This is a genomic window from Thiocystis violacea, assembly GCF_016583565.1.
In the GTDB taxonomy this organism is placed as follows: Bacteria; Pseudomonadota; Gammaproteobacteria; order Chromatiales; family Chromatiaceae; genus Thiorhodococcus; species Thiorhodococcus violaceus_A.
The window spans coordinates 75,367-102,036 of sequence record NZ_NRRF01000001.1 but is presented as its reverse complement, the minus strand read 5'-3'; the positions used below and the strand labels follow the sequence as shown (position 1 = coordinate 102,036).

27 protein-coding genes are annotated in these 26,670 nt (G+C 63.3%); 14 read left to right on the top strand and 13 right to left on the bottom strand.

Annotated features, from left to right (window positions below; all coding sequences use genetic code 11):
• Positions 1–263 precede the first annotated feature (263 nt).
• The 7 genes from CKO23_RS00450 to CKO23_RS00420 all read left to right on the top strand — a co-directional run bounded on the left by CKO23_RS00450 (position 264) and on the right by CKO23_RS00420 (position 6,726).
• Positions 264–869 (top strand): hypothetical protein, encoded by a 606-nt coding sequence (locus CKO23_RS00450; RefSeq protein WP_200327775.1) that lies wholly within the window; start codon positions 264–266, stop codon positions 867–869.
• A gap of 122 nt (positions 870–991) precedes the next feature.
• The gene (locus CKO23_RS00445; RefSeq protein ID WP_200327774.1) at positions 992–1,618 is read left to right on the top strand and encodes a DedA family protein; all 627 of its coding nucleotides are present in this window, start codon (positions 992–994) and stop codon (positions 1,616–1,618) included.
• Between the two features lie 590 nt (positions 1,619–2,208).
• Complete coding sequence (locus CKO23_RS00440) at positions 2,209–3,036, top strand: adenylyl-sulfate reductase (RefSeq protein ID WP_200327773.1); 828 nt, start codon at positions 2,209–2,211, stop codon at positions 3,034–3,036.
• 54 nt (positions 3,037–3,090) lie between these two features.
• Positions 3,091–3,573 carry an adenylyl-sulfate reductase subunit beta gene (gene aprB, locus CKO23_RS00435; RefSeq protein ID WP_200327772.1) on the top strand — a complete coding sequence of 161 codons (483 nt, stop codon included), beginning with the start codon at positions 3,091–3,093 and terminating at the stop codon, positions 3,571–3,573.
• Positions 3,573–5,435: an adenylyl-sulfate reductase subunit alpha gene (gene aprA, locus CKO23_RS00430; protein ID WP_200327771.1), complete on the top strand. Its 1,863-nt coding sequence runs from the start codon at positions 3,573–3,575 to the stop codon at positions 5,433–5,435. The genes aprB and aprA overlap by 1 nt, the downstream gene beginning before the upstream one ends.
• 400 nt (positions 5,436–5,835) lie before the next feature.
• Positions 5,836–6,186, top strand: a complete 351-nt coding sequence (locus CKO23_RS00425; RefSeq protein WP_200327770.1) for a hypothetical protein — start codon at positions 5,836–5,838, stop codon at positions 6,184–6,186.
• A gap of 15 nt (positions 6,187–6,201) precedes the next feature.
• Positions 6,202–6,726 (top strand): FKBP-type peptidyl-prolyl cis-trans isomerase, encoded by a 525-nt coding sequence (locus tag CKO23_RS00420; protein ID WP_200327769.1) that lies wholly within the window; start codon positions 6,202–6,204, stop codon positions 6,724–6,726.
• Between the two features lie 131 nt (positions 6,727–6,857).
• Here CKO23_RS00420 and CKO23_RS00415 read toward each other — a convergent pair whose 3' ends face one another.
• Together CKO23_RS00415 and CKO23_RS00410 are read right to left on the bottom strand one after the other, a co-directional pair.
• Positions 6,858–7,169 (bottom strand): hypothetical protein, encoded by a 312-nt coding sequence (locus tag CKO23_RS00415; RefSeq protein WP_200327768.1) that lies wholly within the window; start codon positions 7,167–7,169, stop codon positions 6,858–6,860.
• A gap of 327 nt (positions 7,170–7,496) precedes the next feature.
• Positions 7,497–7,658 carry a hypothetical protein gene (locus CKO23_RS00410; RefSeq protein ID WP_200327767.1) on the bottom strand — a complete coding sequence of 54 codons (162 nt, stop codon included), beginning with the start codon at positions 7,656–7,658 and terminating at the stop codon, positions 7,497–7,499.
• Between the two features lie 460 nt (positions 7,659–8,118).
• Between CKO23_RS00410 and CKO23_RS00405 the strand changes: the two genes are divergently transcribed.
• The 4 genes from CKO23_RS00405 (at position 8,119) to CKO23_RS00390 (ending at position 13,269) form a co-directional block, all read left to right on the top strand.
• Complete coding sequence (locus tag CKO23_RS00405) at positions 8,119–9,582, top strand: protein adenylyltransferase SelO (protein ID WP_200327766.1); 1,464 nt, start codon at positions 8,119–8,121, stop codon at positions 9,580–9,582.
• 120 nt (positions 9,583–9,702) lie between these two features.
• Positions 9,703–11,001 carry a paraquat-inducible protein A gene (locus CKO23_RS00400; protein WP_200327765.1) on the top strand — a complete coding sequence of 433 codons (1,299 nt, stop codon included), beginning with the start codon at positions 9,703–9,705 and terminating at the stop codon, positions 10,999–11,001.
• Positions 10,940–12,634: a PqiB family protein gene (locus CKO23_RS00395; RefSeq protein WP_200327764.1), complete on the top strand. Its 1,695-nt coding sequence runs from the start codon at positions 10,940–10,942 to the stop codon at positions 12,632–12,634. Before CKO23_RS00400 ends, CKO23_RS00395 begins: the two co-directional genes overlap by 62 nt.
• Complete coding sequence (locus CKO23_RS00390) at positions 12,631–13,269, top strand: PqiC family protein (protein WP_200327763.1); 639 nt, start codon at positions 12,631–12,633, stop codon at positions 13,267–13,269. Before CKO23_RS00395 ends, CKO23_RS00390 begins: the two co-directional genes overlap by 4 nt.
• Positions 13,270–13,326: 57 nt before the next feature.
• On the opposite strand, the gene CKO23_RS00385 is transcribed toward CKO23_RS00390, so the two are convergent.
• The gene (locus CKO23_RS00385; RefSeq protein ID WP_200327762.1) at positions 13,327–15,003 is read right to left on the bottom strand and encodes a methyl-accepting chemotaxis protein; all 1,677 of its coding nucleotides are present in this window, start codon (positions 15,001–15,003) and stop codon (positions 13,327–13,329) included.
• A gap of 568 nt (positions 15,004–15,571) precedes the next feature.
• On the opposite strand from CKO23_RS00385, the gene CKO23_RS00380 reads away from it, so the two are divergent.
• Entirely contained in the window at positions 15,572–16,777 is a 1,206-nt protein-coding gene (locus tag CKO23_RS00380; protein ID WP_200327761.1) for an ammonium transporter, read from the top strand.
• On the opposite strand, the gene CKO23_RS00375 is transcribed toward CKO23_RS00380, so the two are convergent.
• The 5 genes from CKO23_RS00375 to exbB form a co-directional block, all read right to left on the bottom strand.
• A complete protein-coding gene (locus CKO23_RS00375) occupies positions 16,778–17,080 on the bottom strand; it encodes a TusE/DsrC/DsvC family sulfur relay protein (protein ID WP_200327760.1) in 303 nt (100 codons plus the stop codon).
• 191 nt (positions 17,081–17,271) lie between these two features.
• The gene (locus tag CKO23_RS00370) at positions 17,272–18,048 is read right to left on the bottom strand and encodes a DUF3050 domain-containing protein (RefSeq protein ID WP_200327759.1); all 777 of its coding nucleotides are present in this window, start codon (positions 18,046–18,048) and stop codon (positions 17,272–17,274) included.
• A gap of 120 nt (positions 18,049–18,168) precedes the next feature.
• Positions 18,169–19,113, bottom strand: coding sequence for a TonB family protein (locus CKO23_RS00365; RefSeq protein WP_200327758.1), 945 nt, complete (start codon positions 19,111–19,113; stop codon positions 18,169–18,171).
• Complete coding sequence (locus CKO23_RS00360; RefSeq protein ID WP_200327757.1) at positions 19,110–19,484, bottom strand: biopolymer transporter ExbD; 375 nt, start codon at positions 19,482–19,484, stop codon at positions 19,110–19,112. The genes CKO23_RS00365 and CKO23_RS00360 overlap by 4 nt, the downstream gene beginning before the upstream one ends.
• A complete protein-coding gene (gene exbB / locus CKO23_RS00355; RefSeq protein WP_200327756.1) occupies positions 19,481–19,906 on the bottom strand; it encodes a TonB-system energizer ExbB in 426 nt (141 codons plus the stop codon). The genes CKO23_RS00360 and exbB overlap by 4 nt, the downstream gene beginning before the upstream one ends.
• 42 nt (positions 19,907–19,948) lie before the next feature.
• Here exbB and CKO23_RS00350 point away from each other — a divergent pair, with 42 nt between their 5' ends.
• Complete coding sequence (locus CKO23_RS00350) at positions 19,949–20,653, top strand: sulfite exporter TauE/SafE family protein (RefSeq protein WP_200327755.1); 705 nt, start codon at positions 19,949–19,951, stop codon at positions 20,651–20,653.
• A gap of 150 nt (positions 20,654–20,803) precedes the next feature.
• On the top strand, positions 20,804–21,685 hold the full coding sequence (locus CKO23_RS00345; RefSeq protein ID WP_346014534.1) for a sigma 54-interacting transcriptional regulator: 882 nt from the start codon (positions 20,804–20,806) through the stop codon (positions 21,683–21,685).
• Positions 21,686–21,715: 30 nt separating this feature from the next.
• Here the strand turns inward: CKO23_RS00345 and CKO23_RS00340 are convergent, their stop codons facing one another.
• From CKO23_RS00340 to CKO23_RS26505, 5 genes are all read right to left on the bottom strand, one after another.
• Complete coding sequence (locus CKO23_RS00340; RefSeq protein WP_200327753.1) at positions 21,716–22,372, bottom strand: exonuclease domain-containing protein; 657 nt, start codon at positions 22,370–22,372, stop codon at positions 21,716–21,718.
• A 56-nt stretch (positions 22,373–22,428) separates the two neighbouring features.
• Entirely contained in the window at positions 22,429–23,301 is an 873-nt protein-coding gene (locus CKO23_RS00335) for a damage-control phosphatase ARMT1 family protein (protein ID WP_200327752.1), read from the bottom strand.
• Between the two features lie 237 nt (positions 23,302–23,538).
• On the bottom strand, positions 23,539–24,354 hold the full coding sequence (locus CKO23_RS00330) for a formylglycine-generating enzyme family protein (protein WP_242482125.1): 816 nt from the start codon (positions 24,352–24,354) through the stop codon (positions 23,539–23,541).
• A gap of 244 nt (positions 24,355–24,598) precedes the next feature.
• The gene (locus CKO23_RS00325; RefSeq protein WP_200327750.1) at positions 24,599–25,369 is read right to left on the bottom strand and encodes a ParA family protein; all 771 of its coding nucleotides are present in this window, start codon (positions 25,367–25,369) and stop codon (positions 24,599–24,601) included.
• A gap of 2 nt (positions 25,370–25,371) precedes the next feature.
• Entirely contained in the window at positions 25,372–26,667 is a 1,296-nt protein-coding gene (locus CKO23_RS26505) for a methyl-accepting chemotaxis protein (RefSeq protein ID WP_346014533.1), read from the bottom strand.
• Between the last annotated feature and the right edge of the window lie 3 nt (positions 26,668–26,670).

Genomic DNA, 26,670 nt, shown 5'->3' with positions numbered 1-26,670 from the left:
CTACACGGTTTTCCTGCCTCTTCGTCCGGCGGGCAACGCTGAGGCCGCCGAGACGACGGTAATAGCCGCCAGTCCGGACAGGCGAAATGCTAGACTCACGCGGGGCGACGCTCAGGGAGGGGGCGAGCCAGGCCGGATCACGAATCGCTGACCCCCTCGCTATCGATTGGAAGGAGCGCGCCGCCTTCGCCAGCCGTCTCCGGTCGGCAGCACGGCGAAGGCCACTGCATGTGATTCAAGCCAACACGAACGGAGCACACATCATGACAGAGATCGTTTCCAGCCCGGATGCGCTGTCCGCGCGCGCCCAAGGCACGGGCAGCGCCGCATCCAAGCTCTTCAAGATCGTTATCACGCTGTCCTACATTGGTCTCTACGGGGTCGCCATCTTTCTCATCTCTCTGACGGACCATGATCCCGCCTCGGCTCAGGATAGCTGGTATCTCTTCATTCCCATCATCGGCCTGGTTTCCGCCATCGGCGGTTGGCGGCTGCACGCGGGATCCACCGCAGGCTCGCGGCTCTATTACGTGATCCAGCTGCTCCTGCATTGGGGCAGCCTCATGCTCGTGATCAGTCTCTTGTTCATGGCCGATGTCCAGCATTTCTTGAGAGCCGAGGATGACGGCTTCGTGATCATCTATCTCGCCGGTTTGACCAGCATGCTCGCCGGCATCTACTTGGATTGGAAGATGGCGGTCTTCGGCCTCTTCCTCCTCCTCAGCGGCGTTGGCATTGCCTTCCTCGACGACAATGCCTTGCTGATCGCCTTGTCCACGGGCGCGGTGATGGCGGTGATCATCACCATTTTGATCGTGCTCAAGATGAGGGGGCACGCAAAGCCGCCTTCCGCGGCTGGCGTCAGCTGAGATCCGCGTCCATTGTGGCGCGGCGCAGACGCGGGCTCGCGCTTGAGCGTGCCAGGTCGAGTCTCCTCCCGAGGCCGCCTGGGTCGGCGCGTTCCAGGTGACCAGCATGGGATGATGATGCGATGAGCGAATTCGAGTCCGCCCTGACCGTGGCCGCACCCTGGCTGCATGAGTACGGCTATCCCGTGCTCGCCCTGGCCATTGCCATTGAGGGGATCGGCATCCCGGCTCCGGGCGGCATGCTCATGGCCGCCGCCGCGCTGCTCGCTGGCAAGGGGGAGATGAGCCTGACGGCGGTGTTGATCACCGCTTGGTCGGCCGCGGTGGTCGGGGACAATCTGGGCTACTGGATTGGCCGGCGCGGCGGACGGCGCCTCCTGCTCCGTGCGGGGATCAACCGTCGCCGATTGCGGCGCTTCGACGGCTTCTTTCGACGCTTCGGGGCCTGGCTCATCCTCTTCGGCCGTTTCTTCGATGGCACCCGGCAACTGGATGGTCTGGTGGCCGGTGGCCTGCGTCTGCCTTGGCTGCGTTTCTTCATCGCCGACCTCATCGGCTCAGGGCTCTGGGTCGCGACCTGGGTCGTCGGACTCTATGCCTTCGACCACCACCCCATCCCGCTGCATCGGCTGCTCCTGCATCTCAATCCCTGGGTGGCGGGGGCTGCGCTCACCAGTCTGGCCATCGCCCTGGTGCTGCTCTTTCGACGCGCTGGACCGGTCAAGAAGGCGTCTGGCTCCAGCACCTGATCGCCGAGCTGGAGCATGGCGCTCTCGATTGGCTCTAGCCTAGACAGGGTATTTACTCCAGCCTGCGTGAATGCTGGCGCGCGCGCGGCTGCTGGAATCACTCTCACACCTGTTGCGGGATTGATGACCGAGGTCATCTGGTTGCGTCATGGTGGGGTTGTGCAAAGCTATCCGAAGTATCTAGTATGCTTATGCTCTACGTGAGCACTCGATAATGCACTAAAAGGCCAAGGAGTCTTCTCTTTGGGGCAGCGAGTCCCCCGAGATCGCGAAAACCTCGCCTGATTCCGCGGACGGCAGGATGCGCCGCTCGCGCGGGAATCGCTGCGATTGCGGCCTGTCGTTGAGCGTCGCAGGAGGAATCCGCTGAAGCGAGCCGGTGCGGACGCTTCAGGGTACCCAAGAGACGCTGATCGAGCTCCGTTTCGGCGTTCAATCAAGGCAGGCAGCGCAGGCGAGGTATCTGGAGTCGTGTCTTCACGAGCCCTCGGGGAGTTCGATATTGCCGGGTCGCACATGGCCGGGGCGGGAATCGCCATTCGGGGTCGTTCCCTTAGCCGTACGGTAATCCATAACGGAGGTCAGCTCTCATGATTGCCAATCCCTTCGCCGAGCTTTCGGCGCTCATCCCACCTGCTGTGATGCAGGCGTACGTCGTTGTGATGGTCCTTTTGGTCATCGGCGGCACCCTGCTCGACGTCATGCACAAGAAGAGTGCAAAGTATTTCTTCGAGAAAGGACAATCGCTCAAGAAGCTCGCCAAGCGCGACGTCAATAGCGGACAGAAGGTCGGCATCGCCGTCAGCACGGTGGCAAACGAGGTCTTGGCCTCGGGCGAGTTCGAGAACCCCAATCGGCGTATCTCCCACCTGTTCATCTCATACGGCTTCGTCATCTTCGTGGTGACAACCGCGCTTATGATCTTCGGTCTGCCGGCCGCGGAGGGGGAGACATCAACCCTCGCGCCCCTGCTCTGGCATCTCGGTGCGCTGATGATCTGCATCGGCGGTTACTGGTTCTGGTTCAATATCCGCGTCGACGTGCGCTCCGAAGGCCACCAGTGGTATGACGTGCACCTTTCCGATCTGTTCATCGTTTCGCTGTTGGTGATGGCGACGTTCGCTCTGGCTTGGTCCTTGCTGGGCTCGGCGATTGCGCTGGTCATCTTCATCGCGGCGGCCACCACGCTGTTCAGCTCCGTCTTCTGGTCGAAATTCGCCCACATGTTCTACAAGCCCGCGGCCGCGTTCCAGAAGAAGGTTGCCAAGGCGGACGGCTCGATGGACAAACTGCCCGAGCTACCCGAGCTGACCGATCCTGCCGTCAAGCAACGCTATCCGGATATCCCTGAGTACATGGGCGACACCCCGCCGAACATGGGGCTTGGTATCAAGCGCGAAACTCCGACCCACTACTGAGCCTGATTCGATTGATCTTGATGCGATGAATCGAGTCACGAAGAGGAATAGAAGATGCCAACTTTCGTCTATATGACCCGCTGTGATGGTTGCGGCCAATGCGTTGATATCTGCCCTTCGGACATCATGCACATTGATACGACTGTCCGGCGCGCTTACAACATCGAGCCCAACATGTGCTGGGAGTGCTACTCCTGCGTCAAGGCGTGCCCGCATAACGCGATCGACGTGCGTGGCTACGCGGACTTCGCCCCACTGGGCCACTCGGTGCGCGTGCGCCGCGATGAGGAAAAGGGTGTCATTGCCTGGCGGATCATCTTCCGCAATGGCGAGAAAGACATGACTCTGCTGGCGCCGATCACCACGAAGCCTTGGGGCCAGCACATTCCCAAGCTCGCCGACGCGGCTGCTCCCAACCAGGAGATGCGCGAGAGCCAGCTGTTGTTCAATGAGCCCAAGTACATCCGTCTCGATGATGGTGACCTGCACACGCTCAAGTCCAATGGCCTGAAGATGAAAGAGGGGGTGTACTACTGATGGCTTACAAGACAATCATCGAAGACGGTATCGACATCCTCGTCGCTGGAGCTGGCTTGGGCGGCACGGGCGCCGCCTTCGAGGCCCGCTATTGGGGCAAGGACAAGAAGATCGTCATCGCCGAAAAGGCGAACATCGACCGCTCCGGCGCCGTGGCACAGGGTCTTTACGCCATCAACTGCTACATGGGCACCCGTTTCGGCGAGAACAATCCGGAAGACCACGTCCGTTACGCGCGAATCGACTTGATGGGCATGGTTCGCGAAGACCTGCTATTCGATATGGCGCGTCACGTCGACTCGGCCGTACACCAGTTCGAGGAATGGGGTCTGCCGCTGATGCGCAACCCGAAGACGGGTGCCTATCAGCGTGAAGGACGCTGGCAGATCATGATTCACGGGGAGTCCTACAAGCCAATCGTCGCGGAAGCTGCGAAGAAGTCGGCTGACAAGGTCTTCAATCGGATCTGCGTCACCCATCTGCTCATGGATGAAAGCAAGCCAAATCGTGTCGCCGGCGCGGTCGGCTTCAATGTGCGTACGGGCAACTATCACGTCTTCAAGTCCAAAACGGTCATCGTTGCCGCGGGCGGCGCCTCGAACATCTACAAGCCGCGCTCGGTTGGTGAAGGTGCTGGTCGTGTCTGGTATGCCCCCTGGTCTTCGGGCTCGGCCTACGGCTTGCTGATTGGCGCTGGCGCCAAGATGACCCAGATGGAGAACAGAATCGTCCTGGCGCGTTTCAAAGACGGCTACGGTCCGGTTGGCGCCTACTTCCTGCACCTCAAGACCTATACGCAAAATGGTGTCGGCGAGGAGTATGAATCCAAGTGGTGGCCTCAGCTGCAGGAAATGGTCGGCAAGGAATATCTGGATCCGGAAGCCTCGCACAGAACGCATCGACCCATACCGACCTGTCTGCGCAACCATGCGTTTATCAGTGAGGTCAATGCCGGTCGCGGTCCGATCCACATGGTCACCATGGAGGCCTTCCAGGATCCGCATCTTGAAGAGATTGGTTGGCACAACTTCCTGGGTATGACCGTTGGACAGGCCGTCCTCTGGGCAGCAACCGACGTCGACCCGAAGAACGAGAACCCGGAGCTGACCACGTCCGAGCCCTACGTCATGGGCTCTCACGCGACCGGTTGCGGCGCCTGGTGCTCGGGTCCGGAGGATATCTCACCGCCAGATTATTTCTGGGGCTACAACCGCATGACCACGGTCGAAGGTTTGTTCGGTGCTGGTGACGCCGTTGGCGGCACGCCGCACGCCTTCTCGTCCGGCTCCTTCACCGAAGGCCGTCTTGCGGCAAAGGCTGCCTGCAAGTACATCGACGACGGCAAGGCCGAGGGTATCCGTGTCTCCGACGAGCAGATCAATCGTCGCAAGGAAGAGATCTACAAGCCGATGGAGCACTACAAAGTCTATCGGAATGAGATCACGGCCGGTTCGGTGAACCCGAACTACATCAACCCGCGCCAGGGCCTGGATCGCCTGCAGAAGCTGATGGACGAGTACGCGGGTGGTGTCACAGTCAGCTATATGACCAACGAAAAGCTGCTGAACATCGGTCTTAAGAAGATGAAACTCCTGGAGGAGGATCTCGAGAAGGTTGCCGCGGAAAACATCCACGAGCTGCTGCGGGCATGGGAGCTGAAGCATCGTCAGCTCACCTCCGAGGCCGTCATGCAGCACACCCTGTTCCGCAAGGAAACCCGCTGGCCGGGCTACTATTACCGGGGCGACGTCATGAAGGTGGATGACGAGAACTGGCATGTGCTGACAGTCTCTCGCCGTGACCCCGAGACGGGTGAATACACCATGGAAAAGGCACCTTTGTACCACCTCGTAGAGGAGTAGGATCAAGCGCGTCTTAGGCGATTGCAGGAAAAGACCCTGCCCGAGGGCGCCGGGTTTTCGTCGGCCTTCAGTGAGCACTCACCAGAGCATCGCCGGGCGATGTGACGGTGAGTGTGACAGCCAAGGCAGGTGGGAATCCCGGTCGACGGGCATGGTCTTTGACAGAGATCGCCTTCAGGCATGGGCCCTCGGTGTATCCGGGGCCTTGCCTTTTCCGAGGCGGAGCCTCTGCGCTCGAGGTTGGTGGTTAGCGTGGCTCGATGGACGGCTACGAAGACGAAGACGAAGACGAAGGGAGATCGACAGTCCTTGTTGGTCTTTTTTTATGCGTGTTAACTTGACGGCTTGCACACCTGCCTTGACGTCACGGTGGCGTGAAGGCGATTGATGGCGATGTAACATGAACATTATCGATAAGACTGACGAAGAGATACTCGAGATCGCGCACCCGATGTGGGATGACCTGATCAAGTATTCCAATAAGGGTCAGTATGGCAAGTTCATCAAGAAGTTCTCTTACGACTTGCTGCTTGGCTTGAACGAGGTCGAAGTGGGTAAGCAGTTCGCGCACAGCGAGCTGGCACGGAACCTGGTCGAGGAACGCGACTTTCTAGGAATCATCAGGCGCGGCCAACATGTGACGGTTCTCTACCGCGTGCGGAGTACCACGCGGGAAGGCGAGTGGCTGGGACGAATGGTCCTTGGCTACGAGAGGGGGGACGTGCGGATCTTCGCTGCCTCGATTTTCTAATCCATGAAGCCGATTATGAAAGAAACCATCGAAGACAACAGAATTGGCGACAACAAGTTCGTCGAGCTGACCTATCGGGTCGTGGATCAGAAGACGGGTGACGTCTTGACAACCGTGGAGTTTCCTCTGGGTTATGTTCACGGAAGCAATGAGGTACTGGCGCCGCAGGTCATGGCGGAGCTGGAGGGGAAGTTGGCGGGAGAGCGGATATCGGTTTCGATCGACTGCACGGACCTCTATGGCTCCAGAGACGAGTCCTTGGTCATCACCGACTTGATCGAAAACGTCCCCGATGAATACCGGGAAGTCGGTATGCGGATTCTCATGGAGAATGACAAGGGTCAGGCCAAGAGCTTTCTCGTCACCCGAATGGACGATAAGACGCTGACAATTGACGGAAACCATCCACTTTGCGGCAGGATGGTCGTATTCGAACTCGAGGTTCTGAGCGTGCGCGACGCGACCGATGCGGAGATCAGCGCGGGCGGGGCCCTGGAGAAAGGTCCAGACATCGGTGGGATTCCAACCAGACCGATCTAAGGCGATTTCCGTATCCTGCTCATCTCTGCGCGGGCGCGCGCAGTCAATCCTTGACGCCACTACCCCTAAATTACGCGCAGTAGAGCTATTTCATCGCGCGCCCCGCAGTCTGGGCCGATTGGGGCTGTCGGTCAGGTGTGAAACAGCTTCTTCATGGCGCCATAGACGTGCTCGTATGTCGATGAGTTTTCACCGCAGTGAATGAGCTCATCACCATCGCCGCGAAAGGTTAAGTACGGATGTACGTCCAAGCCATCCACTTCGATCCCCGCGAGATCGTCAATGAGGCCGGCGATGCTGAGCGCAATGCTCGCGGTCAGATCTTCTAGCTTTTCCTGCTCTACGTTGGCTTCTTGAAGCTTGATTTTGATCCGTTCAACAATTTCAGCGGTGAATATCGCTTGCTGCTCATCGAACTCTGAGCTCGCCAATGTCAGTTTCATTCTTGATATCCTGTTGATCCGTTGATCCGCAGCGTCGGGCGAGTTTTCGCGGCTCAGGATGGGGGAAACATCAAATACTGCGTCGAGTTCGAGGTGTCCGTCGCGTGGCCATTGACCAGCCGATGGCGCAATGCTTGGTGAAAGTCGTCTGGTCGAGGGGCGGAGCCGTGACGAAATTTCAGGCTATGTGAGTGTTGGAGAAGTCATTGCCTTGCGTGAGGCGAGTAGGGGACAATTTCGACGCCGTGATAGGCCGAGCTTCCGCATCTGCGCGGACTTGGTATCGGCGCCCGCGCGAGCCTGTCGAGTTCACGCGGTCGCGCGCAGTTAGGGGCGCTTCGGGGTCTGGTACTTGGCCTCTTTCTGGAATTCTTCCCAAATGACGTCGTATCCAACGAACCCCTTTTCATTCGCCTGCTTCTGACGGGTCACGATAAATCGGCTGTGGCCGTCTGGAACCTTTGGGCGGGTGCTTGCTTGCTCGCTCATAAGTGACCTCTATACTCGGTTGGTCAATGGACTTCTGCGCTGGATAGCAGGATGAAGCTATCGCGGGAGAGGGATGCTGTCAACCCTTTTCCAGGGGCGACAACCTTCGGTGTAACAAGGCGCATTTTAACCGAACGACGGTCAATGAAGTGCTTGCTGCTATTAGCGCACATCATCAGCCCATTGCGATCATTGTCATTGCCACCTGGCAGGTGTCCGCAAGAATCTGCTCATCGCCTACGCAGCCTGTCGTCCTGGTTCCGATCTGGCGCGGGCCGCCGCGTCTGAGGCTTCTGAAGCCTGTTAAGGGAAGATCCGGATCAAGCCGGTAAAGGATGAGGTCTCCTCGTCGAGTCCGCCAGCCCGATCGGCCAGCCCTTGAGGGTCTATCGGCGCTTGGGACCTTCGCTCAGCTGTTTTTGCCCCCAGTTCCTGGAGTCTTGCACCGGAGACTTCTCGGATGACATTTGCCTTCGACAATAGCTACGCCCGTCTGCCTGATCGCTTCTATGCCCGCTTGCCGCCCGAGCCGGTCGAAGAGCCTGGCCTGGTCAAGCTCAATCGCCTGCTTGCCGAGCAGCTCGGGATCGATGCCGATGCGCTCGACTCCGCGGAAGGGATTGCCGTCTTGGCGGGCAATCGGGTTCCGAAAGGCGCGGATCCCTTGGCGATGGCCTATGCGGGGCATCAGTTCGGCAATTTCGTACCCCAGCTTGGAGATGGCCGGGCCATTCTGCTGGGGGAGATCCTGACGCCAGCCGGTGAACGCTTCGATCTCCAGCTGAAGGGCTCGGGGCGCACGCCCTTCTCCAGAGCCGGTGACGGACGCGCATGGCTCGGGCCGGTGCTGCGCGAGTACATCATCAGCGAGGCCATGCACGCCTTCGCCATTCCGACCACGCGTGCGCTAGCCGCTGTGACGACCGGCGAGCAGGTCTACCGCGACGCGGCCATGCCTGGCGCCGTCTTGACGCGGGTCGCGCGCAGCCATGTGCGCATCGGGACCTTCGAGTATTTTCTAGCGCGGAAGGACAGCGATGCCCTCAAGCGCCTCGCCGACTATGTGATCGATCGGCACTATCCCGAGGCGACGCGGGACGAGCGGCCTTATCGCGCCCTGCTGGAGTCGGTCGTGCAGCGTCAGGCTCGGCTGGTTGCGCAGTGGTTGGGGGTAGGCTTCATCCATGGCGTCATGAATACGGACAATATGTCCATTGCCGGCGAGACGATCGACTACGGCCCCTGCGCCTTCATGGATCACTACCACCCGAGCACCGTCTACAGCTCCATCGATCACCGCGGGCGCTATGCCTACGGCAATCAGCCGAGGATCGCGCAGTGGAATCTCGCCCGGCTGGCGCAGGCACTGCTGCCGATTCTGGATGTGGAGCAAGACAGGGCGCTTGAGATGGCTCAGTCGGCGATCGATGCCTTCCCGCAGCGTTTCGAGACCGCCTATCTGGATGTCTTCCGCGCCAAGCTCGGTTTCAGGGAGCCCCATCCCGAGGACGCTGAGCTGGTGACCGCCTTGCTGGAGGCGATGGCCGAGGCCAATGCCGACTTCACCAACAGCTTCCGCACTCTCTGCGACGCGGTTGAGGGCGATGAGACAGGGCTGCGGGCAGAGCTGGGCGCTTGCGCTGGCCTGGACGATTGGCTGGCGCGTTGGCATCTGCGTCTGGCGCGGGAGCCGATGGCTGCCGATGACCGCGCCGGGCGGATGCGTCGGGCCAATCCGGCCGTCATTCCCAGAAACCATCGCGTGGAGGCTGCGCTGGACGCTGCCGTCGAGGGCGATCTCGCGCCGCTGGACGCCTTGTTGGAGGTGCTGAGGACACCTTGGCAGGACGACCCGACGACCAGCGCGTTTCAGCGACCCCCGGAGCCACGCGAGGTGGTGCGGCAGACCTTCTGCGGCACCTGATCGAGCGAAAAGGGGGCGTCAGAGGCTGGTGAGATACTGGTGCACTGCGCATACTGATCGCTGACGCAAGGCCATTGCCATGAGCCCGGCTTACCCATTCCTCCCCGACGACAGGCACGGATGTATCACGACTCCCTGACCGAATGCCTCGAATGCGGGCTCCTGCAGCGCAACCCGGTGCTTCCGCCTGGCGGCGCGGCGGAGTGCGTCCGGTGCGGCGGCGTGATGCACCGCGACCGTCCGGACAGCCTCCACCGGACCCTGGCGTTCACGCTCGCCGGGATCGTGCTCTTCATCGTCGCCAACAGCTTCCCCTTCCTGTCCTTCGAAATGCAGGGGCAGTTGACCCAGACGACCCTGCTCACCGGGGTCATCGATCTCTACACCTCGGGCAGCTGGTTCATCGCGGGCGTGGTGTTCTTCACCAGCGTGCTGGCGCCGGGCTTGCAGTTGGCCTTGCTGCTGGTCGTGCTCACGCCCTTGGCGCTGGGGCAGATGCCTGCCTGGTTGCCGTCGGTCTTTCGTCTGGTTCGCACGCTGACGCCCTGGGGCATGATGGACGTCTTCATGCTCGGCATCCTCGTCTCCGTGGTGAAGCTCTCGGAGATGGCGACCATCGTCCCCGGAACCTCGCTGTTCGCCTTCGGCGTGCTCATCCTGGTGCTGGCCGCCGCGCAGGCGGCGCTGGACCCCGATCTGGTCTGGTCGCGGGTTCCGCCGCTGACCGATCTCTCCCGACCCATTCGGCCTGGAGACGATCATCTCACCTGCGATGTCTGCGAGCTGGTGATGCATCGCGGCGCGGCGATACGCGACGGGCGGCAGCTGCGTTGCCCGCGGTGCACGGATGTGCTGCACCGTCGCAAGCCCAAGAGTCTCCAGCGGACCTGGGCCTTGCTGCTGGCAGCCATCGTCTTCTACGTTCCGGCGAATCTGCTGCCGATCATGACCGTCACGTCGCTGGGTCGGAGCCAATCGGATACCATCTACACGGGTGTCGTCTTCCTGCTGGACAATGGCATGTGGCCGCTGGCCGTCGTCGTCTTCGTCGCCAGCATCTTCGTGCCCATGCTGAAGTTGATGATCCTGTTCACGCTGCTGCTGTCGGTCCAGTTTCGCTGTACCTGGAGCCCGCGGGACCGCACGCGCCTCTACCGGGTGACCGAGGCGATCGGGCGCTGGTCGATGGTGGACGTCTATGTGGTCACCATCCTGGTTGCCCTGGTGCGGTTGGGTAACCTCGCGACCGTGCAGGCGGAGGCGGGTGCGATTTTCTTTTGTGCGGTCGTGATCATCACCATGCTCGCGGCCATGTCATTCGATCCCAGACTCATCTGGGATGTCTTGGAGCCGGAGCATGTCAGAGCCCCACGTGGGTCAGGGAACCTCGCCTCAGAACCCAGCGGACGATCCGTCTGAGCCCGTCCCGCAGGCGATCGTCCGCAAGCGCAGCAGTCTTTCCCTGGTCTGGCTGATTCCGCTGGTCGCGGTTGCCATCGGCGTCTGGCTCGCGGTCAAGACGCTGTCGGAGAAGGGGCCCACGGTCACCGTCGAGTTCAAGACCGCGTCCGGTCTCTCGGCGGGGCAGACCAAGGTCAAGTTCAAGGACGTGGACGTCGGGCAGGTGACCTCGATCGACGTGAGCGGAGACCTCAAGAGCGTCATCGTGACCGCCGAACTCAAGCACGCCTTTGCGGCCTTTCTCACGGAGAACACCAAGTTCTGGGTCGAGCGCCCGCGGGTGACCGCCAGCGGCGTCTCGGGGCTGGATACACTGCTCTCGGGCGCCTACATCGCCCTGGATCCCGGCACCGAGGGACGCGCGATGCGCGACTTCAAAGGGCTGGAAGAGCCGCCGGCCATCACCACCTCGGAGGACGGCAAGCAGTTCGTGCTGCGCGCACCCTCGCTGGGGTCGCTCAACATCGGCTCGCCCGTGTATTACCGCCAGATTCAGGTCGGGCAGGTGGTGGGCTATTCGCTCGACAAGGACGGTCAGGCCGTCAGTATCGAGATCTTCGTCTCCTCGCCCCACGATGCCCTGATAACCACGAACACCCGGTTCTGGAATGCCAGCGGGATCGACGTCTCCATCTCCGGCAGCGGGGTGAAGGTCGACACCGAGTCGCTCCTGTCCGTGCTGATCGGCGGCGTGTCCTTCGATGCGCTGGATACCTTGGATCTTGAAAAGGACAGCGACAAGGTGCCGGATACCTTTCCGCTCTATCCCTCCCGGGATGCCGCCTACGCCAAGACCTACGCGCGCAAGGAGCGCTATCTGCTCTTCTTCGACGGTTCCGTGCGCGGCTTGAGCGTTGGGTCTCCTGTCGTCCTGAAGGGGATCGATATCGGTCGGGTGCTGGACGTACAGCTGCAGTTCGATCGGAACAAACTCAGGTTTCGCATCCCCGTGCTGGTCGAGGTCGAGCCGGATCGTATCTCCATCGAGGGCGGTCAGCGCGCCCCCGAGGACGATGGTCTCATCGATCGATTGGTGGCGAACGGGCTGCGGGGCCAGGTCAAATTCGACAGCCTGCTGACGGGTGATCTCTATGTGGATCTGGATGTCTACCCGGACGCCGAGCCGCAAGTGGTTGCCGAATACAGCGGCTATGAGGTCATCCCGACCATGCAGACGCCACTCGAGGCGCTGACCACCAAGGTGACCAATGTGCTCGACAAGATCGACGCCATCCCGCTCGACCAGATCGGCAAGGATCTGAGCGAGACCGCCGCGGGCGTCAACCAGCTGGTCAACTCCAAAGAGCTCAAGGGGGCGATCGCGGAGCTGGAAGGGGCACTGGCCGAGGTTCGCCAGATGGCGGCAAAGCTCAACGCGGAGGTCGCTCCCGAGTTGGTGGCGGCGCTGCAGGAGAGCGCCGCGACCCTCAAGAGCGCCAGCGCAATGATCTCCAACAGCTCGCCCGTCTACATCGAGATGCAGCGAATGTTTCAGGATGTGTCCTCGGCTGCGCGCTCGGTGCGCGTCATGGCCGACTATCTCGAGCGCCATCCCGAGGCGCTCCTGCAAGGCAAGGGGAGGGGACGATGAACCTGGCTGTACCGAACTGGTTTCTCTTGGGTAGCTGCGCGCTCATGCTCCTGGGCTGTGCGAGCACACCACCCTCGACCTTCTACACCCTGTCGCCATTGCCGCCCACGGCTCAGACGCCGCCTTCGGCATCGGCCGGGCTGGGCATCGGGCTCGGCCCGGTGACCTTTCCGGTCTTCCTCGACCGGCCTCAGATCGTCTCGCGTGAGAGCGACAACCGCCTGGCCGTGGACGAATTCCACCGCTGGGGCGGCACCGTGCAGGACGACTTCCTCCGGGTCTGGAGCGAGAACCTGGCGGTTCTCTTGGGGACCAGCCGGATCATCGTCTTCCCCAGCGAGATCCGCTACCCGCTGGATTTCCGCGTGGCGGCCGATGTGCTCGCCTTCGAGGGAACGGCCGATGGCCAGGCGCTGCTCAAGGTTCGCTGGACGGTGCTGGACGCCGGCATCGATCAGGTGCTGAGGGTGCAGGAGCGCTCCTACCGCCAACCCATGGCACCGCCTGGTGATGAGAGCGCCATGATCGCCGCTCTAAGCGCCAGCCTGGGCGATTTCAGTCGAGACGTCGCGCAGACCCTGCAGGCGCTGCCGAGGCCGCCGCAATCGCCAAATCCCACCCAAGCCGAGCCCTGAGCAGGATCCTCTCAAGGGATCTCGCGTCGCGCCCAAGGGCGAGCGCAGGTCGAGCCGTCAGGCGCGATAACCGATGCGGCAGCCACCCCAATGGCGTCCGTTCACAAACACGGGCGCGGAGATGTCGTGCATGATCTCCCCCGTGTCGCGCCGGTAGGTCTGGATGAGGAAGCTCAGCCTGTGGGCGCCGCAGCGCTTGCCGACGGGGTCGTCGAAGACGCGCTTGGTCCGATTGTGGGCCAGGTCATGCGCCGGGTCGCCCGTCAGGGGTTGGCAGAAACAGGCGTTGTGCGTGGGCACATAGCCGTTGCGGTCGCAGCCGATCACGTAGACCGCCTCGTCATGGCGACTCAGGATCGGCTCCTGGACCGGCGGGAAGAGGCGATCGGTGAGTTGGTCGAAGCGGCTGCTGAACTTCTGCGGAGCGGTGCCCGGGATGGGCGTGTAGGTCAGGTCGAAGAGGGCGTCTTCCTCGATCTCGTGAGCGGCGATGGCCTGCTCCAGGACTCGTCCCAGCGCGCCGGCCGTCGTGGGCGCCACCTCGGTCATGCGCTGGTGGGCCGCGACCGCCCGCTGTCCGGAAGACCCGAGCTGAAAGACGTTGCTGATCTCGTGGAGATTGGCGGACAGGCTCTCCAGCGCTTGTGCTTCGCGGAGGGTCTCGGCGGCGCCGTTGGCGTTGCGATCGACCATGGTCATGATGTCGTGAACGTGCGTGACCACGCGCTCGGCCTCCAGGCTTTGCTGCGTCATGGCGGCGGCGATGCCGTCGATCAGGGTCAGTGTCTGCTCGGCACCCTGCTTGATGTGCTCCAGCGCCCCCGCGGTTTGGCGGGCCAGCGCAGCGCCCGCTCCGGCCTGCTCGCTACCGACGTTGATGGAGGCGATGGCGCTGCGGGTCTCGCCCTGGATGGCGGAGATCATGCCGCCGATCTCGCTGGTAGCCGAGGCGGTGCGCTTGGCGAGGTTTCTCACCTCGTCGGCGACGACGGCGAAGCCGCGTCCCTGCTCGCCGGCGCGCGCGGCCTCGATGGCGGCGTTGAGCGCCAGCAGATTGGTCTGCTCGGCGATCTCCTGGATGACCTGGACGATGCCGCCGATCGCCTGCGAGCGCTGACCGAGCGCTGCGATGACCTGCGCGGACGCTTGGACGGAGACCGCGATGCGGTCGATTTCCTCGGAGGCGTTGGCAACGGCCTTGCTGCCGTCCTGGGAGAGGTCTCTGGCGCTTTGGGCGTTCGCGGCCGTATTGGCGGCATGACTCGCAACCTCATCGACGCCGTAGCGCATCTGCTCGATGGTGTCCACGAGGCGGCTCGACGCCTGGCGCTGAGCCTGCGAGCCTTCGGCGACGTCGCGGGCGTGAGCGGCCAGGCTGTCGGCTGCCGTGGCCAGGCGCTCGGCATCGAAGATGATCTTCCCGATGATGCCCTGGAAATTCTCTATCAAGGCGTTGAACTGCGCCGCGCAATCGCCGATCGGACCCGCCGAGCCCGTGGCGCGGCGTGACAGATCGCCGTCTCTGCGCATGTCTCGAATCGTCGCCGTCAGATCGGCGAGCGGTGCGACGATCAGCCTTCTCGATGATAGCCAGCTCATCACCCCGACGAGGGTGCCGAGGGCGAGGTCGCCGAGGGCGGCGGGCAGGGTATCTTGCACGGTCAGGTGGGCGATCGTGCTTGCTCCGAGCGCTGTCGAAATGCCGAGCACGAGATGGATCATAGATAGGCGCATGCTCTCTCCTTAATCGTAAGTCAGGCGCGCGGTCCGCTCGTCGAGAAATCGCCTGGCGCCTGGTCCTTGGGTCCAAGGCGCGATTATGCGATCAATCACCGCGCTGATCGCCGAAAGATGCGGAAGTTGTGACCGGCTGCCGAGAAGCGAGGCGGGCCGGTGACGGCCTGCCGCGCGACGGGGTCGCTGATGGACGCGCATGCGCTTGATCAGAGCTTCAGGCTTGATCAGAGCTTTAAGATGGTGCGCGCAGGGTCGTTCGATGCCTTCTTGTGGTGCAGGCAGAGAGATCCCGTGGTGGAAGGGGATGCTGTGCCATCTGCCGGAGGGTCTTGATCCGTCTGCTTCATCAGCCTTCGATGGTGTCCGCCCAGGCCGTCGCCTCTACGGCGGACGCGACGGGTCGCGCTTTTTTCGAGCTTCAAACTCAGTGTCTTGGCATATTCCCTCGCGGGACGGGGCGCCATGGGCATGGCATGCGCGCGCACGGTGGGTGTTTGCTGGTCACTGTTGGCCCGATCCGTGCTTTCGGGGTCGCACCAATTTTGGTCAAGCGAGAATCAGAAGTATGGAATCAATGCAGGCAGGTAATGACGTCTTATTCATCCTGATTGGCGCCGTTATGGTGCTGGCGATGCATGCCGGGTTTGCGTTCCTGGAGGTCGGCACCGTCAGGGCGAAGAACCAGGTCAATGCCTTGGCGAAAATCATGAGCGATTTTGCGATCTCGACCATCGCCTACTTCTTCATCGGCTACAGCCTGGCCTATGGCATCGATTTCTTCTCCGGTGCGCAAGACCTGCAGGACAAGAACGGCTATGAGCTGGTCAAGTTCTTCTTTCTGCTGACATTCGCGGCGGCCATCCCGGCCATCATCTCGGGCGGTATCGCCGAGCGGGCGCGCTTCTATCCGCAACTGCTCGCCTCCTTCCTGATCGTCGGCCTGGTTTATCCCTTCTTCGAGGGGATGACCTGGAACGGCAATCTGGGCATGCAGTCCTTCATCGAGGGCGCGTTCGGGCTGCCCTTCCATGATTTCGCGGGTTCAGTGGTCGTGCATGCCGTCGGCGGCTGGATTGCGCTCGCGGCCGTGCTGCTGCTCGGTTCGCGCTCCGGGCGCTACCGCAAGGATGGTGGCATCACCGCCCATCCGCCGTCCTCCATTCCCTTTCTCTCGCTCGGCGCCTGGACCCTGACCGTCGGTTGGTTTGGGTTCAATGTGATGTCGGCGCAGACCGTCGAGGCGGTGAGCGGCCTGGTGGCGATCAATTCGCTGATGGCGATGGTGGGGGGCATCCTGGCGGCGCTGTTGGCCGGGAAGAACGACCCCGGCTTCCTGCACAACGGACCCCTTGCCGGTCTGGTCGCCGTTTGTGCAGGCTCCGACCTGATGCACCCGATCGGTGCGCTCATCACGGGCGGCGTGGCTGGCGCCCTCTTCGTCTACGCCTTCACGCTGACGCAGAACAAGTGGCGCATCGACGATGTGCTGGGGGTGTGGCCGCTACACGGTCTCTGCGGGTTGTGGGGTGGCATCGCGGCCGGGATCTTCGGGCTGGAGGCGCTCGGGGGCATGGGTGGGGTGAGCTTCATGTCACAGCTCGTCGGCAGTCTGATCGGCGTCCTCGTCGCCCTGACTGGCGGCTTCGCGGTCTACGGAGTGATCAAGCTGGCGATCGGACTACGCCTCAGCGAGGAGCAGGAATACCTGGGCGCCGACCTCAGTATCCACAAGATCACGGCGCAGCCCGACTATAACCGGGGCGAGGTCTGATCAGACGCAGCCTGTCGGCTTCGGCAGGCCGCCCCACTTGCAGATGAGCTTCATGGGGCCTTTCTTGAAGATATCGTAGAGCTCCTTGGTGGAGACCTTCTGCTTCTTGGCAAAGATGCGGATCGGAGGCACGACGCCATCTTCCTCGTACATGGCGCGTGCCTCCTTAATGAAGTGCATGACCTGCTCGGTCATCTCGAAGTCGTCGGATTTGGCCAGCTCGACAGCGACTTCCTCGCTCCAATCGTCCCGGTCCTGCAGGAAACCTTCATTGTCCAGCGCAACGGAAACGGCTGCGTTCATCGCGTCTACCTCCGAAAAGTACGTATGTGTCGAATGTTCATGGCAGCAGGAAGAGTGGAGGCGGCCAATCACTTATCAAGTTGATGGGTTATGCCCTCGGGACACCCGGGAATCGCCTCCCGCAAGCGAAGGCGCGGTTCCGCGGGCGTTTCGTTGTGCGTGGCTTCGTTGCGCGTGATGCGCGCGCCAGATCAGCGCCGGTTCGACTCGATGGCCTCCAAGATCCCATCCCAGAAACGGATACGGGCGCAGACGGCCTCCTCGGCCGCCGTTTCCGCCTCTTCGATCCGTTGCGGGTCGTCGCCGCACAGGGTTTCGAGCAGCCGTATCGACAGGGGGCCGTGGAAATCCCCATCGAGCTGGACGTGGCGGTCGAGATAGGCATGGAAGCTTGGCGCTTGCTCCGCTCCGATCTCCATCCGGTTCAGGAATTGGCGGAACATGGTGGGGATGAGGTTCTCGCGGCCCAGTGCCAGCGCGGCGGCGACCACATGCGGTTTATCTTCGCGGATGAAGCAGAAGGTCGTCTCGGTGAAGTAGCGGGCGGGCAGGGGGACCATGTCCGAGTAGAGTGCTTTGTCCACGCCCTGCTCGGCGACCAGGTCGAGAAAGCGCGCGGGGAGCTCGCCGTCCGCGCCGACCTCGGTCATGGCCCGGCGATAGAGCTCGAAGTGGCTCGCGTAGAGGGTCTCGCCGTCAGCGCCGGAAATGGCGTCCGATTCCTCTTCCAGGACCAGCTGATTGATGAAGTATCTGAGGCTCGGGTCGGCGCCGGGTGTCCAAGGAACCTCCACCGGGGCGATCACCCGCTGCAGATCCTTCACCAGCGACATGAAATCCCAGACGGAGAAGAGATGGTGGTGCATGAAGATCCGCAGGTCTTCGACACGCCGGATGGCCCCGTAGATGGCGTGTCCATCGAGCTGCGCACGCAGCGGCCGCAGGTGCTCCAGGTTCAGTGATGCCATGGTGTTTGTCCTCGTCGTTCAGTATTTCAGTCGATGCTAAAGGAATGATACCCAAGGTGCGATCTGGCGGGATCCATTTCTATCCCGCCAGCGCGGGCGCGCGCCCGGCAGTGCGTCGGTTCATTTGAGCGAGAAGCGCACGGGGACGCGCAAGGCCCAGGTCCGTCGTCCGAGCGACTTGGGGATCGGCTTGAAGCGACCGAGCCGATACATGGCTTGAAGGGCCGCCTGGTCCAGGTCCTGGTTTCCCGAGCTCTTGGCGATGCGGATTTGACTCAGGCGCCCGTCCCCCTGAATGACGAAGGACACGAAGGCGGTTCCGGTCTCCCCGTTGCGCCGCGCACTTGCGGGATAGCGCTGTTGACGGCTGATGGCGCGCCGCAGGGCGGAGAGATAGCCACGCTCATCGGCTGCCTTGGTGGCGTCCGACGCGCCGCTCGAGCGGCGGCCCTGGCCTGCGTCGCGGGTGCTCGCTTGCCCTTGCGCCGCGCTGCCGCGCCTGGACGGGGTTTGGGTGCGCGGCACTGCCTTGGGGGATGAGGTCGACGGCTTGGCTGGACGCGCTGTCACCCTGGGTGGCGTTCGCGCCGGCTTGGATGTCCGCTTCTTGCGCGTCGCTGCCTTGCGCTTTGGCTTTGGTTTCGCCTCAGCGCGTCGCTTCGGCTTCGCCTGGACGACAGGCCGTGCCGCGGCGGCCGGCACAGCCTTCAAGGGGGGCGTGGTCGCCTGGGCGGGCGGTTGCGGTGGCGCAGGCTCTGGTGCTTCAGGCGTTTCTGGCGCTTTGGGCGCTTCCTCGGGTTGTGTCGCCGCGGGCTCGTCCGCGTCAGTGTCGATCTCGGTCTCGCTCTGTGCCGGCGCATCGGGCGCCTTGACGTCCGTCGCACCGCCGGCGTCGAGGAACATGGCGAGGTCGAGATCCAACCGCTGCTCCGCGCGCTCGGGGGACGTCTCAGGCAGGAGTGGCGACCTGAGCTGGAGCAGAACGCCCGCGAGCACGCCATGCAGCAGGGCGGAGATCAGCACGCCGCCCCAGACGCAGCGCCGGCAGAGGCGGATGCGACTCACGGTCTGCGCGTCAGGATGCTCAGCCGCTCGAGATCACGGGCCTTGAGCTGGTCGATCACGGCCACGAAGCGCTCGAAGCGGGCCGCGGCATCCACACGCAGGACGATCGGCGTCTCGCGGGCCAGGCCGTCCAGGCGCGGGCCCAATGCGTCGAGGGTCAGGGGCACCGCGTCGAGAAAGAGATCGCCCTTGGCATCGATCCCGATTTCCAGGCTCGGCAAGGGTTCGGGTTGGTTCTGGCCCTTGGACTCCGGCAGACGGATCTCCAAGCGTCCCTCGCTGATGAAGGTGGCGGTTGTCAGCACGATGGCCAGAAGCACCAGCATGATGTCGATGAAGGGGATGACGTTGATCTGATCCATGCGTTTCATGGCCGATGTCCCTTGCGCCAGCGTCCCTTGAGCACCTCGGTGCGTCTGAGAAGTGCGTTGTAGAAGACCAGCGAGGGAATGGCGACGACCAGGCCGAGCGCCGTGGCCTTGAGCGCGAGCGCCAGGCCGATCATCATGGTGGTCGTCTCCAGCGTGCCGGCTCGGCCGATGTCATAGAAGGCGATGAGGATGCCTAGCACGGTGCCGAGCAGTCCGACATAGGGCGCGTTGGCGCCGATGGTCGCGATGGCCGTGAGATGCCGGGTCAAGGCCAGATCCAGGTCCTCGACGTCGTCGAAGGTGCCGAGATCGACCCTGGCGTAATAGAGATAGCGCTCGATGACGAAAGCGATCATCACGAAGCTCATGAATCCAAGCAGACCCATGACACCCAGGTCGAGATTAGCCTTCAAAAACTCCACTCAGGTCTCTCCTCAGCTCTGCATTGGGCGCGCCGCGGGACGATGAGTCCAGTCTATCCGCTGGCGTTCCTCGTCGGGCTCTTGAGCGCACTGCACTGTATCGGCATGTGCGGGGGGATCGCGGGGGCCATCGGCTACTCGCTGCCCCGGAAGGTGCGCGATCGACCCTCACGCTATGTCATCTACCAGCTTCTGTTCAACCTTGGGCGCATCGGCAGTTACGCCGCGGCCGGGGCGCTCTTCGGTTGGCTGGGGGCCGGGCTCATGCGGCATGCGGCGCTCGGCTGGCTGGAGCACCTCATGCGCCTCCTGGCGGCCACTGTGCTGGTCGGCATCGGGCTCTACATCGGCGGCTGGCTGCCGGGCTTTGCCGTGATCGAGCGCATCGGGATCCCGCTCTGGCGCTGGCTTGAGCCCGTGCGTCAGCATCTGCTGCCGGTTGACAGTCCGGGGGCCGCGCTGCTGATCGGCGTCGTCTGGGGTTGGATTCCATGCGGTTTGGTCTACAGCATGTTGATCGGGGCGCCTGTGCAGGGCGGGGCGCTCGGGGGCGCGCTCTACATGGCCTTGTTCGGTCTTGGGAGTCTACCGGCGATGCTCGCCACAGGCTTGCTCGCTGGACGACTGAACGCCTTGGGTCGCGACCGGCGACTGCAATCCGTCGCGGGGATCACCCTGATCGGCCTAGCCCTGTTTACGCTCTATTACCAGGGTTACAATGGGCTCCTCGTGCCTCCTTCTGACTGAGGGGTCGCGAGCCCAATGCCGCGAACGCGCATCCGTGAACCCTGATCAGGCGTGCGTGCCATTGCCGGCGCTCCACGCCATGCATGTGCCCCACATGATGCATCATTTCACAGCATGGGTCCTTTCGAGCCTGAGTCAGGAAGGAAGATCGTGAAGACTGAGCTGATCGGAAAATCGCCCGCTTTCGTGCGTCTCATGAATGCGACCCGCATGGTCGCCGCAACGGATGTCAGCGTGCTCATTCTGGGTGAGCCTGGCAGCGGCAAGTCCAGTCTGGCGGGCGAGATCCATGCGGCCAGTCCGCGCCGTGCCGATCCCTTCCTCTCCTTTGCCTGCACCGGGGCGTGCGCCGAGGATCTCACCGCCTTCCTGGCCGGCATCACGGCGAGCCGCGCCACCCTCTACCTGCGGGAAGTGGCAGAGCTGTGCGCGGAGGGCCAAGCGCGCCTGGTGAACCTCCTTACGCGTCAGGATTCCGGGCCTCGATGTCAGCCGCTGCGGATCATCGCCGGCACGAGCCAGGATCTGGACGCGGCGGCTCAGCAGGGCCGCTTCAGGCGCGACCTCTATCAGCGCCTCTGTGTGGTGCCGCTGGAGGTGCCGCCCCTGCGCGAGCGGGTGCTGGACATCACCCTGCTCAGCGAGCACTTCATCGCCGTGGCGGCTTCGCGTCACCAGCAGGCCGCGCCCTGGTTGCAGGCCGGGGCGGAGCGTCTGCTGCGCCGCTACCCGTGGCCGGGAAATCTGAGGGAGCTTGCCAATCTCTGCGAGCGGCTCGTCATCCTGCTGCCTGGGGCCGAGGTCGGACCAGAGAGCCTGCCGCGCGAGGTGCGTCGCGGTGATGCGCTGATCGAGACGGCAACGGGGTTCGAGCTTCCGCCTCAGGGCATCGATCTCAATCGCCTGGAGGCGGAGCTGATTCGGCAGGCGCTCTCGCTGGCGGCGGGAAACAAGAGCCGCGCCGCACGTCTCCTGGGCTTGACCCGCGACACACTGCTGTATCGGCTACAGAAGCATGTGATTGCGGGTTGAGTGGGGCGGCGCGGCTCGATGCTCATGCGCTCATGACCTGGCCCGCGGCATCCGACCTGTCTCGGCGGCGTCATGCGCCAGATCCCCATAGCGCGTCACACACCCATGGAGCTGACTCTTCGGCGTCTTCTGAATCCGGCCGAGCAGATCATGAGAGACGGCGTTGAGACGGAAACGCTGGATCAGCTCGCGCTCCAGATAGAGCATCAGATGGGCGGCCATCTCGGCATCCGCCAGGGCGCGGTGAGCACGCGCGGCGGTCGGTAACCCGGCGGATTCGACCAAGGCGCCGAGCTTGTAGCTCGGCGCCTGAGGCAAGACCCGCCGGGCAAGCAAGAGGGTGCAGATGAAGGCTTGGCCCCGTTTGCGCCCGATCCTGCCCAGCTCCGCATCCCAGAACTTGCTGTCGAACGCCGCATTGTGGGCGACCAGGGGGCTGTTACCGACGAATGCGGCAACCTCGGTCATGACCTGTTCGGCGGGAGGGGCCCGGCGCACCATGGCCGTCGTGATGCCCGTCAATTGCTCGATAAAGGGTGGGACTCGCTGTCCCGCGTTCATCAGACTCTCGTAGCGGTCGACGATCTGGCCGTCGCGGACCAAAACGGCCGCGATCTCGGTCGCGCGATCGCCCTCAGCCGGCGAGAGGCCGGTCGTCTCGAAATCGATGACCGCGATAGTGTCCACGTCTTTGCTCGCCTCTGATGGGTGAATGTGCGCGACCTATGGTGTCGCGCAAGCCCTCATGATAGCTGTCGAGGCTCCTGTCCCGATATCTTCGGCGCTTTCAGAACGATATCTCCCTGTTTCACGCCCAGGTCGCCCGCGATGACGCCGCACTTGGCTTGCAGGAGAAAGAAGATCGGCGCTGTCGCTTCACTGAGGGTTTCGTAGTTGGCCTGGCCCTTTGCGATGATCAGCGGCGCTCGGGCAAAACGTTCCAGGAAGGGCTCGGAGCAGCGCGTCAGCAAGGTCCCGGGCGCCGCCGAGCCGTTGTCGATGATCTCGCTGACCTCACCCAGCCCAGCGGCAAGGGCGTCCTCATGGGTGGCGTCGTTGATGATCGGCGCTGCCTTGACGACGTAGGTGACGGGGTGGGGCAGATGCTCGATCAAGACACGGTCGAAGACCGTCTCGCCCGCATTGTCGGCGAGGTAGAGGACGGAGTCGGTCTCGGCCAGTGCCTGGCGCAGCGCGTTCAGCCCGTCGATGGCGAACGGCTGCGCGAGCACCCGCTCCAGTGTCGCCTCCAGGTCGAAGGACTCGGCCACGCCATGATCGATGATGTTGCCGGCAATGGCGATGCGCACCGCCGTGTTCAGGGGATCGGTTGCCGTCATGACCCGTTCGCGCAGCTGCGCAAGCAAGGCGAGCGCCTGCTCGGTGGCGGCCTGCTTGGCAGCCCGGTATGGATCGGGATTGCGTGTCTCGGTGTGGACCAGCGCATGGATGGCCTCGGCCATCTCCGGTGGCGTGGCGTCCGCCGGAAAGGAGTGGAGCTGATCCATGATCCGCAGCACGATGCGACGTTGCTGCTCCGGTGAGGCGCCGGCGCGTCGAGCGGCGCTCAACGCCTGGCGTAGGAAACAGGGGTAACAGTCCAGGTAGGTCTTCATCGGTGGGCTCGGTCAGGCGCGCTGCACTCTGCAAGCGCTCGTTCTGGGAGATGGCCGGCAAGGCTGTCTCGATCTGGTGAGCAAGCCGCCTTGCCGGGGTGCGACCGCGCTGGCCAGCTGTGTAGGTTGGGCCGACGCGAGGCGGCCCAACATGCGCCGTTTCGTTGGGCCTCGTCCCTCGGCCCAACCTACGTTCGACATCAGTCTGTCCGAGGATCGCAACGGCGGGTCGCGCTCCTATGGGGTCGGGCGAGGCGTCTCGATCGAGCGCGCCAGGCGCAGCCCGAATCCATAATGGCGCACCGAGGGGGCATAACGGAAGCGAAACGCCGAGCGGGCTGCATTCGGATAGAGGTACCAGGCCCCGCCGCGCAGCAGCCGTAGCGCCGTGCCGTCCTCCAGGTTCTGGCAGTCATGCGTCCACGCGCTCCCGTCGCTGGGTGCGCCGACATAGTCAGCGTGGTAGCAGTCGCTGACCCATTCCAGGACGTTACCCTGAACGTCATAGAGGCCCCAGGGATTGGCCGGCTTCTGCGCGACTGGATGCGGATGCTCATGCGCCGAGTCCAGATACCACATGTGGCGGCCCAACTCCTGCTCATCATCGCCGAACCAGAAGTCACCCTGCGTCCCGGCGCGGGCGGCATACTCCCACTCAGCCTCGCTCGGCAGGCGATAGCCGCCTCGCGGCGCCGCGCGCTGGTTGAGGGCGCGCAGGAAGGTTTGCGCGTCCTCCCAGGACACCTGCTCGACCGGGTTGTCGGGGTGCTGGAAATGGGCGGGATTGTCGCCCATGACCTCGGCCCACTGCCGCTGCGTGACCTCCGTTGCCGAGAGATAGAAGGGCGCCGCAAAGGTGACGCGATGCGCGGGACGCTCCGTGGCGTCACACCGCTGCCTGGCGGTGTCGCAGCCCATCTGGAAGCTGCCGGCCGGGATCAAGCGGAAGGTCATGCCGAGCGCATCGGTGTAGGTTTCCGCGGGGGCGGCCTGTCCGGCGACGGCGAGCAGCAGCCCGGCGACTAGCAGCCCGAGTCGGAGGTAGCGGTTCATCATGTGTCTGACCGAGATTCTTTCTGACGTGGAACTTGGTTCGTTCGGAAGTGCTGGTGGGCTTGAGCCTCGTCCGCCCGCGGCCTGTCCTGCATCAGGCGTCGGGCAAGACCCTCAGCCGGCTCCAGGACAGACGTCAGGCCGCTGTTAGCGCCAGAAGTATCCCTTCTTTTCCGACGCTTTCACGCTGATATTTCGCAATCGGCATGACGCTTCCCATCTTTTCCGACGCTCCAACTGGGGCTCAGGTGACGGGAGTGTCCAGGATGGGCGCGAGTGTCGCCGCCAGGCGGGCGAAGTCCTGCGCACCTCGGCATTTGGGCGCATAGCTGCGGATAGGCTTGCCGACGCCGAAGGCCTCTGCCAAGCGGATGTCGTTGCGGATGCCGGCCAGCACCCGGGACGCGCCGAACTGACGCGCGACCTCCTCGCTCACCAAGCGGTGCTGGCGGATGTGATCGGTCGCCATGGTCGGCAGAAGGCCGAGGATCTTCAGCTGCGGGTTGCTTGATGACATGACCTTGAACAGCACCCGCATCAGTTGTCGCATGCCTTCGAGGGAGAGCTGGTGTGGCACATAGGGCACCAGCACCCAGTGCGCCGCGGTGAGTGCATTGAGCAGCAGATGGTCCAGGGAGGGCGGGGTATCCAGCAGCACCAGGTCATAGGCGCTGGTGATCTTCTCCCGGGCTAGTGCCTGGGCGAGCCGCCGCTCGTCACGCGCGCCGCTGCCGTGCTCGAAGCGCTGATCGGCCGGGGCGAGGGCGAGATTCGCGCACCCGGTCTGACAGATGGCGGCTGTCAGGCTCGCCTCCGGGTCGAGAAAGAGGTCATGCGCGGTGGGCGCATCTTGGCCGATCTTGACCCCGAGTCCCGCGGCGCAATGGCCCTGGGAATCGAGATCGACGAGCAAGACCCGCGCTCCGAGCGCGGCCAGCTCGGCGGCGAGATTGACCGCAACGGTGGTCTTCCCGGTGCCACCCTTGCGATTGGAGATGGCGATGATCCGGGGCATGGCTAGAAGAGTTCGATCTTCGGGCGATCGTCGCTCGCCGCCTCACCGCCGGTCACCGATGCATGAGCGTCGCGCTGACTGGACATCACATAGCGATCGAGATGTCCCGCGAGGCGGTCCTTGAGGCTGGGCTGGACGCGGCCGTCCCACTGGTCATCGCCGACATGGCCCATGAGTGACTGGAGATGCTCGTCGAGCTCGCCGAGGGCGATTCCGATCTGCTCCAGGCGTTGGCGGACCACATCCTGGAACTGGATGTAGCCCAGCGCCTCGGACAGGCGCGTGACGATCTCCCCGTTGCCGGCCTCCACGCCCTGGATCACCTCCAGGAGCATGCCGCTGCCCTCGGCGAAGCGTTTCTCCATGGCGCTGATATCGGCAATGATGCGATGGAGATGGTCGTTGTATTCCTTGTTGTCGCGTGCCTTGCGCGCGACCGCGAGCTCCGTTTCCATGCCGCGGGTCGCCGCGCTGATCTTGTGGGCGATATCCGCGGCGGCATTGGCCGTTTGGGTCGAGAGTGCCCGCACCTCGCCGGCCACCACGGCAAAGCCCCGTCCCGCCTCTCCCGCGCGGGCCGCCTCGATCGCGGCGTTGAGCGCCAAGAGGTTGATCTGCTTTGCGATGTCGGAAATCACCCCGACCAGGGGCGAGAGGGTGTCCACCTGGCTCGCAAGCCCTTCGATACGCTTGAGATTGCCGTCGAGCTCGGCGAGCTGCTCGTCCAGATGTCCGGTCAGAACGGCGATCACCTCATTGTTGCTGACCGCCTGCAGGCGCATGACGTCGGCGAGATCCATGCCGTTCTTCATCGAATGGCCGATCCGCTCCATCTGCTGCCTGGACATGCCATGGACTTGATCGATCTGTTCGATGACCGCCATGACGCCCTGCTCGGTCTCCTGCACGGCGCCCTCCATCTGTTTCCTCATGATGTCGAGGTAGGGTGCGACGTGCGCGATCTCCTCCTCCACCACCTGCTGCTGCGCCGTGAGGACGGCGAGCCGAGAGCGGCCCTCTCGCAACATGAGATCGAGATCATCCACCTCCCGGCGCAGAAAGATCCAGGCCAGCAGCGCGGTCAGACCCAGGACGGAGAGCGTGGACAGGAGGGTCGTGAGGGCGATCTCGACGGCGTAGCCAAGGTTCAGCGGGACCAGGAAGGTCTCGTGCAGCCAGGGCGAGATGGACCAGGCGATGCCGACATTGATCGCAAGCGCCGCCGCGGCGGCGACCATGAGCCGATAGCCCATGCCGGAGGGAGGAAAGCGCGTGGGCGCTGATCCGGTCTTGGTCACGGC